The sequence below is a fragment of the Roseococcus microcysteis genome, from assembly GCF_014764365.1.
GTDB lineage: Bacteria > Pseudomonadota > Alphaproteobacteria > Acetobacterales > Acetobacteraceae > Roseococcus > Roseococcus microcysteis.
The window spans coordinates 3087997-3104005 of record NZ_CP061718.1 but is presented as its reverse complement, the minus strand read 5'-3'; the positions used below and the strand labels follow the sequence as shown (position 1 = coordinate 3104005).

Genomic DNA, 16009 nt, shown 5'->3' with positions numbered 1-16009 from the left:
ATGGCGCGGCAACTCTACGAACTCTGCGGCTCCGACCCGGCGCGGATCTTCAGCCCCTTCTGCTGGCGCAGCCGCTTCGCGCTGGCGCACAAGGGCCTCGACTTCGAGAGCATTCCCTGGCGCTTCACCGAAACGGAGCGCCTCGCCTTCGCGAAGCATGACAAGGTGCCCGTGCTGGTGGATGGCGGCCGCGTGGTGCCGGATTCCTTCGCCATCGCGCGCCATCTCGACGAGGCCTATCCGGAGCTTCCCACCCTGATGCCGGGCGGCGCCCCGGCCTATCGCTTCATCCAGTCCTGGACCGGGACGGTGTTCCATGCGGCGCTGATCCGGCTGATCGTCTCGGACGTGCCGCCCTTGCTGGACGAGAAGGCGCGGAGCTACTTCATCGCAAGCCGGGAAAAGCGCTTCGGCATGAAGCTCGCGGAAGTGACGCGCGACCGTGAGGCGCGCTTGCCGGAATTCCGCGCCATGCTCACGCCGCTGCGCGACGCCGTCGCGGCACAGCCCTTCCTCGGCGGCGAAGCGCCCGACTACGCGGACCATGTGGTGATGGGCGCCTTCATGTGGGCGCGCGGCGCCAGCCCGCTGCGCCTGCTGGCCGAGGATGATCCCGTCTGGTCCTGGCGCGAACGCATGCTGGACGCCTATGGCGGCCTGGCCCGCGCCACCCCCAGCGCCGAGGCCTGAGGCCGCCTTCACGTTGACCGCGCGCCCTCCCGTGTTACCGTGCGCCCCCACAGGGGGAGGCGGGCGCCGGCGGGCGTCTGTGTCCATGAAACAGAACAGAACGGGAGCCAACGCCATGACGCGCCTTCACCGCCGGAGCCTGCTGTCCGCCACCGCCATGGGGGTGCTCGCCACGCCGGCCATTGTCCCCCACGCAAGCGCGCAAAGCTGGCCCTCGCGCCCCATCGAATTGCTCATCGGCTTCGCGGCGGGCGGCGGCACGGACATCCTGGCCCGCACCCTCGCACCCTTCATGGAAAAGCATCTGGGCGGCGGCGCGCGCATCGGCGTGGTGAACCGTCCGGGGCCGGGTGGTGAGATCGGCTTCACGCAGCTCGCGCAGGCGCGGCCGGATGGCCACACCATCGGCATGCTGAACGCGCCGGCCTTCATCACGATCCCGCATGAGCGCCGCACGCGCTACACCTTCGAGAGCTTCGAGTTCGTCGCGAACCTCGTCTCCGACCCGGCCTCGATCAACGTCCACCCGTCCAGCGAATTCCAGACCATTGACCAGCTGGTGGCCTGGGCGAAGGCGAATCCCGGCCGCATGACCATCGGCATGCAGGGCACGGGCTCGGCCATGCATCTCGCCACGCTCGCCTTCATGCGGAAGGTGGACATCCGCGCGACGCTGGTGCCCTTCCCCGGCACCGCGCCCAACCGCACCGCCCTGCTGGGCCGGCACATCATGGCCAGCACCTTCGGCATCGGCGAGGCCGCGCCCTTCGTGAAGGAGGGGCAGATCCGCAACCTCGGCTTCATGGCCGCCAACCGCTGGGACGAGCTGCCCGACGCCAAGACCATGCGCGAGCAGGGCATTGACGTCGTCGCGGGGTCCGACCGTGGCCTCGCCGTGCCCGCCGGCACGCCGACCGAGATCATCGAGCGCCTGTCCAACGCCGTCACCGCCTCGCTGGCGGACCCCGAATTCCAGGTGAAGGCGCGCGAGCAGCTGCTCTTCCTCGCGCCCATGCCGCGGGAGGAGTACCGCACCTACCTGACGCAGCTGAACGAGGAGATCGGGCGACTCTGGCGCGAGGACCCCTGGCGCCGCTGATCCCGCCATGGCCCTGCACCGCGACAGCATCGCCGCCCTGTTCATCCTGCTGCTGGTGGCGGGCGGCTGGTACGATCTGCAAGGGGTGGCGACGGACGCCGCCATGTTCCCGCGCCTGATCCTGGGCGCCATGGGCATCCTGGCCGTGGCGATGTTCACGGCCGGGCTGCGCCGTGCCGCGCCGGACATGCCCTTCGTCGAGCATGCCCGGAACCTCGCCATCACGGTGGGGCTGACGGCCCTCTACATCATCGCCGTGGAGCCGGTGGGGTATTTCCCCGCGACCTTCGTCTTCGTGGCGGTGCTGGCGTTCACCCTCGGCCTGCGCCGGCCGCTCCTGGTGCTGGCGTCCAGCGCGGCCTTCACGGGCGCGGTGTGGCTCGTCTTCGTCGCCGCCTTCAGCCGGCGCCTGCCGCCCGGCTTCCTCTTCGACAACTGACCGGACGGACAACGCGCCATGTGGGACGGGCTGCTCCATGCGATCCCGGGCGTCTTTGCCTGGCAGAACGTGCTGGCCATGGTGGTGGGCACCATAGGCGGCATCATCATCGGCGCGCTGCCGGGATTGTCCGCCACCATGGGCATCGCGGTGCTGATCCCGCTGACCTTCGGCATGGAGCCGCTGGTGGCGCTGGGCATGATGGCGGGCATCTACAATGGCGCCATGTATGGCGGCGCCATCCCCGCCGTGCTGCTGCGGATTCCCGGCACGCCGGCCGCCGTCTGCACCACGCTGGACGGCTACCCCATGGCGCAGCGGGGCGATGCGGCGCGCGCGCTGCAGATCTCCTGCCTGTCCTCCACCGTGGGCGGCATGGCGTCCGCCATCGCGCTCATCGCGCTCGCGCCGCCGCTGGTGCAGGTGACGCTGCTCTTCGGCCCGGCGGAGTATTTCTGGGTGGCGGTGTTCGGCCTGTGCAGCGTCTCGGTGCTGCTGGGCAAGGACCCGGTGAAAGGCCTCATCGCCGCCTGCTTCGGCCTGCTGCTGGGCACGGTGGGCATTGACGGCGTCTCGGGCCATGAACGCTTCACCTTCGACGACATGAACCTGGCCGGCGGGCTGCATGTGGTGGTGGTGCTGACCGGCCTCTACGCGCTGCCGCCCATCTTCATGCTGGCCGAGGAGGCCGCGCGGCGAAAGGCCGGGGAAGGCATGGCCGTGCTGCGCGCCTCGGTGGGGCTGTTCCATGGCTGGACGAAGTTCATCCGCACCTGGATCCGCTCCTCGCTGATCGGCATCGCCATCGGCATTCTGCCAGGCGCGGGCGGCTCGCTCGCGGCCTTCCTCGCCTACAACGAGGAGAAGCGCGCCTCGAAGGACCCGGAGAGCTTCGGCCAGGGCAGTGAGAACGGCATCGCGGCCGCCGAATGCGGCAACAACGCGGACAACGCGGCCGCGCTGATCCCGGCGCTGACGCTGGGCATTCCCGGCAGCGCGGTGACGGCCATCATCCTGGGCGGGCTGCTGATCCATGGCTTGCAGCCCGGGCCGGCGCTGTTCCGCGACCATGGCGACGTGGTCTATGGCTTCATGATCCAGATGCTGATCACCAGCGTGCTGATCATCTTCTTCGGCGGCGTGGTGGCCAGCCGCCTCTTCGCCAATGTGCTGCGCATTCCCTCCGCGCTGCTGGCGCCCTGCGTACTGGGGCTTTGCGTGGTGGGCGTCTACAGCGTGCAGGACAGCATGTTCGACGTGTACCTGATGTTCGGCTTCGGCCTCATCGGCTACTGCATGGACCGCCTGCGCTTCCCCCTCGCCCCGGTGGTGCTGGGCGTGGTGCTGGGCGGCATGGCGGAAAGCAACCTGCGCCTGGCGCTGATCATCGCGCAGGGGGACTATATCCAGCTCGTCTCCTCGGTGGTGTCGCAGATCGTGATCGCGATGATCCTGGTGGTGCTGGCCGTGCCGCTGATCCGCGCGCGGCTGGCGAAGCGGGTGGGGCTGGGCTGAGCCGCATTGATCTGGCCGGGCCATCCGTGGTTAACCCGAAGGGTCGCCACGAATGAGGCACGGCGCCGCGCGGACTGACACGCGGCGCGATCACGTCACGGGAGGTTATAGAAACATGCAACGTCGCATCCTGCTGGCCGGCACCGCGCTCGGCCTCGCCGCGCCCGCCCTGATGGGCCGGGCCTTCGCCCAGCCCCGCGATGCCTCCTGGCCCCGCGCCATCACCATGGGCACCGCCGCCCCCGGCGGCACCTACGCGCTGTATGGACCCGCCTGGGGCGGCCTGGCGCAGGAAGCCACGGGCGTGAACATCTCCTACCGCACCACGCAGGGCCCGAACCAGAACATCATCCTGGTGCAGCGCCGCGAAGTGGAAGTCGGCATGGTCACCATGGGTGTCGCGCTCCAGGCCTGGAACGGCTCGGCCCCCTGGACGCAGGGCAACCGCTTCCGCGACATCCGCGCGCTGTTCCCCATGTATGACACGCCCTTCCACGGCATCACGCTGCGCCGCAGCGGGCTGACGAACATGGCCGCGCTCGCGGGCAAGAATGTCGGCGTGGGCCCGCGCGGCGGCACGCCCGGCACCTATTTCCCGCTGATGTTCGAGGCGCTGAACATCCGCCCCGCCGCCATCCGCTTCGGCTCGGGCAGCGACATGTCGGGCCAGCTGCAGGACGGGCTGCTGGACGCCTTCCTCTTCGCCTCCGGCGTGCCCATCCCGGCCTTCTCCGAGGCGGAGACGCAGGGCGAGGTGAACTTCATCGACTTCACCGCGGCCGAGACGCGCACCCTGACCGAACGCTTCCCCGAGCTGACGGCCAGCACCCTGCCCGCCAACACCTATCGCACGGCCGGCCGCGCGCTGAACGTGGTGGGCATGTTCAACTTCGCCATCGCGCATCACAGCCTGCCCGAGACGCTGGCCTATGAGATGACGAAGGCGGTGCTGGGCCAGAATGCGCGGCTGCGCCAGGCCATCGCGGCGGGTTCGGAGACGCTGGCCGAGAACGCCAGCAAGAACACCTTCCTGCCCTACCACCCCGGTGCCGCGCGCTACCTGCGCGAGGTGGGCCAGAACATCCCCGACAACCTCGTCGGCGCCTGAGGTGCAAGGCGCCTGATCCGCGGAGGCGGCATCGCCGAAGCGGTGAATCGGTCGCCGAAACGCTTCCGGGGCGGGTCGCATTGACCCGTCCCGGGGCAGCCCATAGCGTCGCCCCCAGGTTCGAGGGAGGCGAAGCGAATGCTCACGCGGCGGGAATTCGACGCGGAGGCGCGCGGCGCGCTGGAGGGCGTGCGGGTCGTGGACCTCTCGCGCCTCGTCGCCGGCAACATGCTGACGAAGGTGCTGGCGGACCACGGCGCCGAGGTCATCAAGGTCGAACCGCCCGCGGGTGATTCCCTGCGCGCCTGGAAGGTCGGCGGCATCGAGACCTCCTGGAAGACCTGGTGCCGCAACAAGCGCAGTCTCTGCCTCGACCTGCGCCGGCCCGACGCCATCATGATCGTGAAGCGCCTCGCGGAAGGGGCGGCCATGCTGGTGGAAAGCTTCCGCCCGGGCGTGCTGGAGGAGATGGGGCTGTCGCCCGCCACGCTGCACGAGATCAACCCGCGCCTCGTCATCGCGCGCATCTCGGGCTGGGGGCAGACCGGGCCCTTCGCGCACAAGCCCGGCTTCGGCACGCTGGTGGAGGGCTATTCGGGCTTCGCGGCGCTGAACGGCTTTGAGGACCGCGAACCCGTGCTGCCGCCCATGTTCATGGCCGATGCCTATGCGGGGCTGTATGGCGCGGCCACCGCCATGATCGCGCTGCGCCACGCCGAGGCCACCGGCCAGGGCCAGGTGATGGACCTCTCCCTCTTCGAGCCCATCTTCACGGTGCTGGAGCCGCAGATGGCCAACCACCGCATCACCGGAAAGGTGAAGCCGCGCACCGGCAGCCGCAGCACCAACACCGCGCCGCGCAACGCCTATCGCACGAAGGATGGTGGGTGGGTGGGCCTGTCCAGCTCGACGCAAGCCATGTTCGTGAAGCTGATGAAAAGCATCGGCCGGCCCGAGCTGGTGGAGGACCCGCGCTTCCGCACCAATGCCGACCGCATCCGCCACCTCGACGAGATTGACGGCGTGGTGCGCGACGCCATCGCGCGGCTGACGATGGAGCAGGCGCTGGCGCAGTTCGACCGCGACGGTGTCACCATCGGCCCTATCATGGACGTGGCCGGCCTCGCGCGGGACCCCTACGTCGCGGGCCGCGAGGCGCTGATCGAGGTGCCGGACGAAGAAATGCCCGGCGGCTGGCTGCCCACGGCGGGGGAGACGGCGCGCCTCTCGGCCACGCCCGGCATCCAGCGCAACGCCGCCCCCGCGCTCGGCCAGGACAATGACGCGCTGCTGGCGCCGCTGCTGGGCGAGGCCGAACTCGCCCGGCTGCGCGCCGCCGGCGTGGTGCTCGACGGAGGACGCAATCCATGAACCGCATCTGGCGCTCCATGCTCTATGTGCCGGCGAACGTGCCGCGCTTCGTGGCGAAGTCGGCCACTTCCGGCGCCGATGCCGTGCTGCTGGATTTGGAGGACAGCGTGCCCGCCGACCGCAAAGCCGAGGCGCGCACCGCCCTGGCCGAGGCGGTGCCCACCGCGCGCGGCGGCGGCGCCGATGTGCTGGTGCGCGTGAACCGCCCGCTCTCGATCGCGGTCGGCGACATCGAGGCCGCCATCGCCGCGGGCGCCGATGGCATCCTGCTGACCAAGGCGCTGGGGCCGGACCATGTGCAGTTGACGGCCGAAATGCTGGCCGCCGCACCCCGCCCCATGCGCATGATCGTGATGATCGAGACCGCCGCCGCCCTGCCGCGCATGGCGGAGATGGCGCGCGCCTCACCGCTGGTCGCGGGCCTGCTGATCGGCGCGGAGGACCTGGCGGCCGAGATCGGCGCGGCGCCGGATGACGAGATCATCGCGCTCGCCAAGCGGCAGATGGTGCTGGCCGCCGTCGCGGCGGGTGTCGCGCCGCTCGGCACGCTCGGCACCGTGGCCGACTATCGCGACACGGAGAAGCTGCGCGCCCTGGTCGCGCGGTCCCGCCGCGCGGGGCTGGTGGGGGCGAGCTGCATCCACCCCACGGTCGTGCCCATCCTGAACGAGGGTTTCTCGCCCAGTGCCGCCGAGGTGGACCTCGCGCGGCGGCAACTCGCGGCCGCCGAGGAAGCCGCGCGCGAAGGCCGCGGTTCCTTCGTGGTGGATGGCATGATGGTGGATGAGCCCATCCTCATCCGCGCGCGGCGCACGCTGGCACTCGCGGGCGGCTGACGGGGCGCGGGTTGCGCCCGGGGGCTCGCGGTTCCAAACTGCGCCTCGACCAGTCGGCGTGCCTTGGCGCGTCCGGCGATCCACCGGGAGGATAAAACCCATGACCATCATCCGCGCGGGCGGCATCAGCCGCCGTGGCACCTTCATGCTGGGCGCCGCCGGCGCCGCATCCCTCGCCACGCCCGCCATCGGCCAGTCGCCCTTCCCCAACCGCCCCATCCGCCTGATCTGCCCCTGGACGCCGGGCGGCAGCACCGACATGCAGATGCGCGCCATCGCGGAAATCGCGTCGCGCAAGCTGGGCCAGCCCATCACCATCGAAAATCGGCCCGGTGCCGGCGGCGTCATCGGCCCGCAGGCCGTCGCGCAGGCGCAGCCCGATGGCTATACGCTGGGCCAGCTGCCCATCAGCGTCTTTCGCCACCCGCAGATGGTGCAGCGCCCGCTGTTCAACCCGCTGGAGGACTTCACCTACGTCATCCACCTGACGGGCTACCTGTTCGGGACCGTGGTGCGCGCCGACAGCCCCATCCGCACCCACCAGGAGCTGATCGAGCGCGCGAAGGCGCAGCCGGGCCGCATCTCCTACGGCTCGCCGGGGGTCGGCACCTCGCTGCACATCACGATGGAGCAGATCGCGCTGGCCGCCGGCGCCGAGTTCCTGCACGTGCCCTTCCGCGGCTTCGCGGAGAACATCGCCGCCCTGCTGGGCGGGCAGATTGACGTGCTGGCCGACAGCTCGGGCTGGGCGCCGCTGGCGCTGGACGGCCGCGTGCGCGTGCTGGCGGTGTGGGGGCGTGAGCGCGCCAAGCGCTTCCCCGACGTGCCGACGCTGCAGGAGGTGGGCGTGCCGGTCGTCTCCGCCTCGCCCTATGGTTTCGCGGGGCCCAAGGGCATCCCGGCCGAGATCGTGGCCAAGCTGCACGACGCCTTCAAGGAGGCGCTGGAGGACCGCGCGCATCTCGACGTGCTGGACCGCTACGACATGCTGCCCTGGTACATGAACAGCGAGGACTACGCCGCCTTCGCCCGTCGGACCTTCGAGGAGGAGGGCGTGATGATCCGGCGCCTGAACCTGCGGATCTAGGCTGGTTTGCTGCGTGGGGGCTCACACCCCCTGCAGCAGGTCGCGCAGCATCTCGCGCATCGTCTCGATGCGGCCCAGCGCGTCCTTCAGATGGTCCTGGTCCTGGCGCGACAGGCGCGCCAGTTCCACCCGGTTGCCGGGGGTGATGCCGGCTTCCAGGTCCGCGATCTGCTGCGCCAGCAACAGGCGCAACAGGAAGCCGTGCACATCGGCCAGCAGCGCGGCATCCGTCTCGCCCCGCCCCGCCCGCTCCGCCGCCTGGCGCAGCCGCTGGGGCGTGGACAGCGCGGTGACGCCATGGCGCAGCGCGATGACCCGCGCCCCGGCCGTGATGGGCAGCAGCGCCCCCGATTTCAGGTCCACCCGCCCCGCCTCATCGCGCCGGATGCGCCCGAACAGGCCGAGCGGCGCCGTGTGCCCGCCCGCGATCTCGCCCATGGCGCGCAGCAGGGCGGGCGCGCCGCGCGCCGTCTCGGTTGCGGCTTCGCGCAACGCCTCGGCCAGTGCCGCGCCGCCTGCGCTCGGCGCATGGGCAAGCGTGAAGTCATAGAAGATGTCGAGGTTCAGCATCGCGGCCGGCTCCGGCCGCCGCGCCCATTCCGCCAGCTGCGTCCGCCATTCCGAAAGCCGCCGCCGCCAGGGGCGGTTGCGCGCCATGACACCGCCCTTGCAGAGCGGGATGCCCGCCTGGTCCAGCATCTCGTTCACGCGGGTGGCGAGGCGCGTGAACCAATCCTCCGCCGCGTCCAGGTCGCCCGCATAGTCATCGGCGATGACCAGCGCATTGTCCTGGTCCGGCGCCAGCAGGCTCTCGCCCCGGCCGCCCGAGCCCAGAACCAGCAGCGCGTAGTCCGCGGGCGGCGGGCCCCCCCCTTCTTGAAAAAGCTCCGCCTCGGCCAGTTCGGCGGCGCGGGCGGTCATGGCGCGGTTCTCGGCGGCGATGATGGCGGCGACGGCCCGCGCCTCCAGCCCATCGGCCAGCAGCCCGGCGGCGAGGCCCGGCAGCGCCGCCTGCACCCGCGCGAGGTCGGCGGCCCCCGTCGCGGCCGCGATCTCGTCGCCCACGGCCAGCGTGGCCAGGGCGCGTTCGCGCAGCAGGGTGCGCAGCGTGAAGATGCCGGCCAGCCGCCCGCCCTCGGTCACGCCCAGATAGCGCAGATGCCGCCGCGCCATGAGGCCGAGCGCGCGGTAGAGGAAGGTGTCGGCGGGCGCCGACAGCACGGGGCGGCTCATGAAGCGCGTGATGGGGGCGGCCTCGGCGCCACCCTCGGCAATGGCGCGCAGCATGTCGCGCTCGGTCACGATGCCGTGGCCGTCGCCCGTCTCCACGAAGACGCTGCCGATGCCGCGCGCGTGCATGAGTTGCGCGGCCTCATGCACCGTCGCCGTCTCGGGCACGGCGATGACGGGGCTCGACATCACATCCCCAAGGCGCGTGCGGTAGAGAAAGCTGTCCGTCGCCCGCTGCCCGCCCGCGCGCATGGCGGCCAGCGCATAGTCGGGCCGCCCGCCGCCGGCGGCACGGTCGAACCAGCCCGCGCGCTCCTGCCGGGCGATGAGGTCGGTGGCGCGGCGGGAGAGCGTCTCGGCCTCGCCGAGCGTGCGGATGCCGGCGGCCTGCAATCGCGGCAGCAGCGCGGCATAGATGCGTGCGGTGGCCTGGGCATCGCCCCAGGCGGTGTGCCGCCCCTCCACCGCCACGCCGAGGCCGAGCGCCAGCCCGTCCAGCGAGGTGTCCACCAGCCCGCGATCCAGCCCCGCCGCCAGGAAACCCACGTCCAGCACGCGCGGCTCGCGCCAGGGGAGGTTGTGGCGCCGCGCCTCGTGCCGCAGCACCGCCAGGTCGAAATGGATGGAGTGGCCGACCACCACCGCATCGCCCAGCCAGTGCAGCAGCTCGGGCAGGATGGCGGGAAAGGCCGGGTGGGGCGCGACATCGGCATCGGTCAGCCCATGCACGCGGCTGGCCACGGGCGGGATGGGAATGCCGGGATTCACGATGCGGTCGAAGGGCGGGTCGGGCAGCAATTCCGCGCCGCGCATCCGGATCGCGCCCAGCTGCACGATGCGGTCCTGCCGCACGTCGAGGCCCGTGGTCTCTGTGTCCAGCACCGCCACCTCCAGCGCGATCAGCGGCGTGGCGGCGGAGATGGTCACGGCACGCGCATCCGCGCCGAAAGCTCCTCGGCCAGGCCGGGCAGATCGAGCTTGCGGCGCAGCTTCGCCTGGTACTCGATGAAGCGGAAGGCCACGTTGTTCACCACCATCATCTTGTCGGCCTGGCGCACGCTCTCCTCGATGGGGGCGTGTTCCAGCAGGCGCAGCGCGGTGGCGATGGAGATGGCGTCCGGCTTCAGGGGCGGGCGGGAGAGGAAGACGGGCAGGCGCGCGTCGAACTCCGCCACCAGGTCATCCCAGCCGGAGGTGGCGCGGTGCTCGGGCAGCGCCTCGCTCTCCAGCACCTCGCGGTAGAGCGCGGCCAGCACGGGGGCGCGGGCTTCGGGGTCGGGCGGCAGGCGGTCGCGCAGCTCCGCCTCCAGGATCAGGATGAGGTCCTGCGCCGCGACGCCGAAGCCCTCCCATTTGCAGATGGTCAGCGCGAATCCGAAATCCGCGTCCTGGAACAGGCGCGGCCCGGCCAGCAATGTACGGGCGCGCAGGTAGGAATAGCTGGCGCCCTGGGCCAGGTAGGCGGCGCCGGCGCGGATGGCCTCCACGGCCGCGGGCCAGTCCGCGCGGCCGCGCGCCTCCTTGAAAATGGCCCCGATCCAGCCCTGCACCGCCATGTCACCCCCCGTTTTGCGGCCCAGTGTGCAGGGGGCCGGCGGGAAGCCGCAAGCACACCGACAATTTCACATGAAAATTGACAGAATTTCTGTTTGACGCCCGTTGCCTCGTTGCGAGACCATTGTTTCGCGCAGCAATCGGTGGTCAGACACCGTGCGGAACCGAAATTCTGACTCCGGCCAAGGCCCGGGATGTTTGCGCGTGCAACCAGGGGGTGGGTCCGAAGACGCACGGACTGGCGTTTTCGCGTGGCCTTTTCCCCTCAAAACGGGAGGGATGGGCGTTGTCCGACAAGCTGCCACCGGAAGTGGCGGAGGCGCACTGGGCCAAGACCCGAAACCTGATGTGGGTTTCGCTGGCCATCTGGGCGATCTTCAGCTTCTTCATCCACATGCTCGTCACGGTGCTGAACGGCGTCGTGATCGCGGGCTTCCCGCTCGGCTTCTACATGGCCGCGCAGGGATCGCTGATTGTCTTCGTCGTGCAGATTTTCTGGTTCGCGCACCGGCAAAATCAGATCGACGAGGAATTCGGCGTGGCCGAAGACTGAGGGGAGGAACACACACATGTCCCTCTCCATGAAGGGTGATTTCACGGACAATCTGGGCAAGATCTACGGCATCTATGTCGGCGGTTTTGCCGCCTTCGTGCTGCTGATGGCGCTGGCCTCCATGGTCGGCGTGCCCGACCGATGGATCCTGTGGGCCTATATGGCCGCGACCATCGGCATCTATGCCTTCATCGGCATCATGTCGCGCACCGCGCAGGTCTCGGAATACTACGTGGCCGGGCGTTCGGTGCCCGCGGTCTACAACGGCATGGCCACCGGCGCCGACTGGATGTCGGGGGCGAGCTTCGTCGGCATGGCCGGCACGCTCTTCGTGCTGGGCTATGACGGGCTCGCCTTCGTGCTGGGCTGGACGGGCGGCTATGTGCTCGTGGCCGTGCTGCTGGCACCGTATCTGCGGAAATTCGGCGCCTACACCGTGCCGGACTTCCTGGGCACGCGTTATGGCGGCAACGCCGCGCGCCTCGTCGGCATCATCGTGCTCTTCGCGTGCTCCTTCACCTACATCACGGCGCAGGTCTATGCCTCGGGCATCATCGCCTCGCAGTTCCTGGCGATCGACTTCCGCTGGGCGGTCTTCGCGGGGCTGGCGGGCATCCTCGTCTGCTCCATGCTGGGCGGCATGAAGGCGGTGACCTGGACGCAGGTGGCGCAGTACATCGTGCTGATCGTGGCCTACCTGCTGCCGGCCATCTGGATGTCCACGGTGCAGACCGGCGTCCCGCTGCCGCAGCTGATGTATGGCGGCGCGCTGACGCAGATCGCGGAATACGAGCGCATCCTGAACGTGGCCCGCACCCATGTGGCGCCGTTCCAGACCTACAGCGCGCGGGACTTCTTCTTCCTGATCTTCTGCCTGATGGTCGGCACCGCCTCGCTGCCGCACATCCTGATGCGCTTCTTCACCACGCCCACCGTGCGTGAGGCGCGCAAGTCCGTCGGCTGGTCGCTGTTCTTCATCTTCCTGCTGTACTTCACGGCGCCCGCCTATGCCGCCTTCTCGAAGTTCAACCTGATGGGTCTCTTCGTGAATGCCGAGGGGTATCGCCTCGCCTTCACCGCCATCCCGGCCTGGATGCTCGAATGGGGCTCCATCGCGGGGCACCAGCTCGTCACCATCTGCGGGGTGAAGGCGGAAAGCGTCATGGCCATCCAGGCGGCCTGCGAGGCGCGCGGCCATGTGGGCGGCTTCCCCTACAGCGAGCTGCGGCTGAACAACGACATGATCGTGCTGTCCACGCCCTCCATCGCGGGCATGCCGATCTGGGTCGTGGGGCTGGTGGGCGCGGGCGGCTTCGCGGCCGCGCTGTCCACGGCCGATGGCCTGCTGCTGGCCATCGCCAACGCGCTCAGCCACGACGTCTACTACAAGATGATCGACCCCAAGGCCGACACCAAGCGCCGGCTGCTGGTGGCGAAGGTGCTGCTGGTGATCGTGGCGCTGGCCGCGGCGCTGCTGGCGCGCACCCAGCCCTCGGACATCCTGTCCATGGTGGCCTGGGCCTTCTCCATCGCGGCCGCGGGCCTCTTCGCGCCCCTTGTTCTGGGGGTGTGGTGGAAACGCACCACCAATGCCGGCGCCATCCTCGGCATGGCGGCGGGCTTCGGTGTCACGATGTTCTACCTGGTGGGCAACGTCTATGGCATGGACCTCGTGCCGCGCAGCGGCGACGAGATCAGCTGGTTCGGCGTCGCCGCCATCTCCTCGGGCATCTTCGGCGTGCCCGTGGCCTTCATCGTCACCATCGTGGTCTCCTTGGTGACGCCGCCACCCAGTCCCGAAATGCAGGATTTCGTGGACCGGCTGCGGCTGCCCAAGGGCGGCAACATGATGGTGCAGACGCACTGAACGGAGCGGGGCGCGCCGGCTTGCCGGCCGCCCCGTTCTTCCCGAACATCATTTGGGGCGCGGGGTCCATCACGGTCCCGCGCCCCTTCCGCATGAGGCAACTGGATGCAGGCTTCCGCCCTTCGTGGCCTACTCTACCTGGCGCTGGCCTATGTGCTGGCGGTGGGCACCTTCCTGATCGGCGGCGCGCCGGCCATCGTCGCCATCTATCTGGGCGGCACCTACGCGCTGACGGCCATCGCGGCGCTGCTCTTCTCGCGCGGCGTGCTGGAATTCGCCATCGGCGTGGACCGGGACATCGCCTTCTTCGTGGTGCTGCGGCGCCTGACGGACCCGCTGCTGGCGCTGGTGGCGCCCCTCTCGCCGGGCTTCCTGCTGCCCTTCGCCGTCTCGCTCTACGGCGCCTTCCTGTTCTTCTTCCTGAAGCTGTTCCTGTTCGGCGATGCCTTCCTGGGCGTGCCGCCGCTGTTCATCCTGCTCTTCCTCGTCATCGCCTCCGCGTTCTGAGTGGAAGCTTCGCCTCGACGCGGCGCGCGATCCGCGCCACCCTTGCGGCAGAGGCAGGACGAGGAAGGCCCTTGAACGACACGACTACCGACGCCGTGCGGGCGGAGCATGATGGCGCCGTCACCACCCTCTGGCTCAACCGCGCCGCGCGCGGCAACGCGCTGGGTCAGGAGCTGGTGGAGGCGCTGGAGACGGCGCTGGACACGGCGCTGGGTGCCGGCGCGCGCCTTATCATCCTGCGCGGCGAGGGCCGGCATTTCTGCACGGGCTTCGACCTGTCGGACCTCGACACCGCATCGGAAGGTGACCTCGCGCTGCGCGTGCTGCGCATCGAGCTGCTGCTGCAAAGGCTGCACGCCTTGCCGGTGACGACGCTGGCCATCGCGCAAGGCCGGGCCATGGGCGCGGGGGCGGACCTCTTCGCCGTCTGCGACCACCGCCTCGCCCTGGAGGGCTCCAGCTTCGCCTTCCCCGGCCCCGCTTTCGGCCTGGTGCTGGGCACCGGACGTCTGGCGGGCCTGGTGGGCGACGGCGTGGCGCGGCGCCTGCTGCTGGCGGGCAGCACCATCCCGGCGGAGGAGGCGGTCCACATCGGCCTCGCCACGCAACATCTGACGAAAGACGCGCTGCCCAAGGCCATCGCCGCCGCGCGCACCGCCGCGCTGCGCCTCGATGCCCCCACCGTGGCCGCGCTGCATGGCCGCACGCGCCGCGCCGATGACGCGGGCGACCTCGCGGCGCTGGCGCGTTCCGTGGCACGGCCGGGGCTCAGGCAGCGCATCCTGGACCACCGCGCCCGCACCCTGGCGGCGAAGGCCCCGCGCGCGTGAGGCCGCGCGGCGGTCCCGGCCCCGCCATGCCGCCCATGGCGCTGCCCAGCCTCGGGCTGCGCGACGCCGTGGCCGCGCAGGCGCCCCTGGTGCAAAGGCTGCTGGACGGCGTGGCAAGGGTGGGCGCCGACCCGCCCGGCATCACCCGCGAGGCCTTCGGCCCCGGCGAGAACGCCGCCTTCGCCCTGGTGGCCGAGGCCGGCGCGGCGCTGGGCCTTGTGGCCAGCACGGACGCCGCCGGGAATCTCTCGCTCCGCTGGGCGGCCCGCGAGCCTTCGGCCAAGCCGCTGCTGATCGGCTCGCACCTCGACAGCATCGTGCAGGGCGGAAATTTCGACGGGGCCGCGGGCGTCATCGCGGGGCTGGGCGCGGTGGCCGCCCTCAAGGCCGCGGGCGTGGCGCCGCGCCGCGACGTCGAGGTGCTGGCCCTGCGCTGCGAGGAGGCGGTGTGGTTCGGCCTCGGCCTGGTGGGCTCGCGCGGCATGCTGGCGCGGCTGCCTCCCGGTGCGCTGGACCTGCCGCATGCCCGCACCGGCCAGAACCTGGCGCAAAGCATCGCGGCCTGCGGCGGCGACCCCGCGCGGCTGCGCGCCGGCACGCCCCTGCGCGACCCGCGCGAGATCGGGGCCTATCTGGAAATCCATATCGAGCAGGCCCCGCAATTGATCGAGGCCGGCGCGCCGCTCGGCATCTGCCTCGCCACGCCGGGCAATCTGCGCCACCCGCGCATCCGCATCCTGGGCGAGGACGCCCATACCGGCCTGCCGCACCGCTTCCGGCGCGACGCCGCGATGGCCGGGGCGGATTTCGCGCTGGCCCTCGAACGCTTCTGGCTGGCCGAGGAGGATGCGGGCTACCCCATGGCCGTCACCATCGGCCGCTTCCACACCCTGCCCGACCGCCACAGCATGACGGTGGTGCCGGGCGACTTCACCCTCAGCCTCGACCTGCGCGCCTATGATGCGGGGCACCTGCAGGCGCTGGAGGCGCAGCTCGGCGCCATCGCCGCCGAGGTGGCCGAGCGCCGCCACGTCACCATCATCCTGGGCGAGCGCAGCTGGGCCGCGCCCGGGATCATGGATGCCGGCATCGTGGAGGGGCTGGCGGGCGCCGCCGCGCGGCTGGGCATCACCATCCCCCGGCTGAACAGCCCGGGCAGCCATGACGCCAACAACTTCGCGGCCGCCGGCGTGCCCACCGGCATGCTGCTGGTCCGCAACGCCCATGGCAGCCACAACCCGCGCGAGGCGATGGAGACGGCCGATCTGATGGAGGCCATCGCGGTGCTGGCGGAGTGGATCGCGGCCGGGCCGTGAGGCGCGG

The 16009-nt window shown here is 70.7% G+C and carries 15 protein-coding genes; 13 read left to right on the top strand and 2 right to left on the bottom strand.

Annotated elements, in window-relative coordinates:
* From ICW72_RS14935 to ICW72_RS14900, 8 genes are all read left to right on the top strand, one after another.
* Positions 1-690, top strand: a complete 690-nt coding sequence (locus tag ICW72_RS14935) for a glutathione S-transferase family protein (RefSeq protein WP_191083439.1) — start codon at positions 1-3, stop codon at positions 688-690.
* 115 nt (positions 691-805) lie between these two features.
* Positions 806-1789: a tripartite tricarboxylate transporter substrate binding protein gene (locus ICW72_RS14930; RefSeq protein ID WP_191083438.1), complete on the top strand. Its 984-nt coding sequence runs from the start codon at positions 806-808 to the stop codon at positions 1787-1789.
* 7 nt (positions 1790-1796) lie between these two features.
* Positions 1797-2228: a tripartite tricarboxylate transporter TctB family protein gene (locus tag ICW72_RS14925; protein ID WP_191083437.1), complete on the top strand. Its 432-nt coding sequence runs from the start codon at positions 1797-1799 to the stop codon at positions 2226-2228.
* A gap of 18 nt (positions 2229-2246) precedes the next feature.
* Complete coding sequence (locus ICW72_RS14920; protein WP_191083436.1) at positions 2247-3743, top strand: tripartite tricarboxylate transporter permease; 1497 nt, start codon at positions 2247-2249, stop codon at positions 3741-3743.
* Positions 3744-3858: 115 nt separating this feature from the next.
* Positions 3859-4851: a TAXI family TRAP transporter solute-binding subunit gene (locus tag ICW72_RS14915; protein ID WP_191083435.1), complete on the top strand. Its 993-nt coding sequence runs from the start codon at positions 3859-3861 to the stop codon at positions 4849-4851.
* Between the two features lie 138 nt (positions 4852-4989).
* The gene (locus ICW72_RS14910; RefSeq protein ID WP_191083434.1) at positions 4990-6222 is read left to right on the top strand and encodes a CaiB/BaiF CoA transferase family protein; all 1233 of its coding nucleotides are present in this window, start codon (positions 4990-4992) and stop codon (positions 6220-6222) included.
* The gene (locus ICW72_RS14905) at positions 6219-7058 is read left to right on the top strand and encodes an HpcH/HpaI aldolase/citrate lyase family protein (protein WP_191083433.1); all 840 of its coding nucleotides are present in this window, start codon (positions 6219-6221) and stop codon (positions 7056-7058) included. The genes ICW72_RS14910 and ICW72_RS14905 overlap by 4 nt, the downstream gene beginning before the upstream one ends.
* 100 nt (positions 7059-7158) lie before the next feature.
* Positions 7159-8145, top strand: coding sequence for a tripartite tricarboxylate transporter substrate binding protein (locus ICW72_RS14900; protein ID WP_191083432.1), 987 nt, complete (start codon positions 7159-7161; stop codon positions 8143-8145).
* A 21-nt stretch (positions 8146-8166) separates the two neighbouring features.
* Here ICW72_RS14900 and ICW72_RS14895 read toward each other — a convergent pair whose 3' ends face one another.
* Together ICW72_RS14895 and ICW72_RS14890 are read right to left on the bottom strand one after the other, a co-directional pair.
* Complete coding sequence (locus ICW72_RS14895) at positions 8167-10302, bottom strand: DUF294 nucleotidyltransferase-like domain-containing protein (protein ID WP_191083431.1); 2136 nt, start codon at positions 10300-10302, stop codon at positions 8167-8169.
* Positions 10299-10931: an esterase gene (locus ICW72_RS14890; RefSeq protein ID WP_191083430.1), complete on the bottom strand. Its 633-nt coding sequence runs from the start codon at positions 10929-10931 to the stop codon at positions 10299-10301. The genes ICW72_RS14895 and ICW72_RS14890 overlap by 4 nt, the downstream gene beginning before the upstream one ends.
* A 284-nt stretch (positions 10932-11215) precedes the next feature.
* Between ICW72_RS14890 and ICW72_RS14885 the strand changes: the two genes are divergently transcribed.
* The 5 genes from ICW72_RS14885 (at position 11216) to ICW72_RS14865 (ending at position 16002) form a co-directional block, all read left to right on the top strand.
* Positions 11216-11482 (top strand): DUF4212 domain-containing protein, encoded by a 267-nt coding sequence (locus ICW72_RS14885; RefSeq protein ID WP_223880615.1) that lies wholly within the window; start codon positions 11216-11218, stop codon positions 11480-11482.
* A 16-nt stretch (positions 11483-11498) separates the two neighbouring features.
* On the top strand, positions 11499-13349 hold the full coding sequence (locus ICW72_RS14880) for a sodium:solute symporter family protein (protein ID WP_191083429.1): 1851 nt from the start codon (positions 11499-11501) through the stop codon (positions 13347-13349).
* A 105-nt stretch (positions 13350-13454) separates the two neighbouring features.
* Positions 13455-13856, top strand: coding sequence for a hypothetical protein (locus ICW72_RS14875; RefSeq protein ID WP_191083428.1), 402 nt, complete (start codon positions 13455-13457; stop codon positions 13854-13856).
* Positions 13857-13927: 71 nt separating this feature from the next.
* Positions 13928-14686, top strand: a complete 759-nt coding sequence (locus tag ICW72_RS14870; protein ID WP_223880614.1) for an enoyl-CoA hydratase/isomerase family protein — start codon at positions 13928-13930, stop codon at positions 14684-14686.
* A gap of 35 nt (positions 14687-14721) precedes the next feature.
* Positions 14722-16002, top strand: a complete 1281-nt coding sequence (locus ICW72_RS14865) for a Zn-dependent hydrolase (RefSeq protein WP_191083427.1) — start codon at positions 14722-14724, stop codon at positions 16000-16002.
* The last annotated feature ends 7 nt before the right edge of the window (positions 16003-16009 follow it).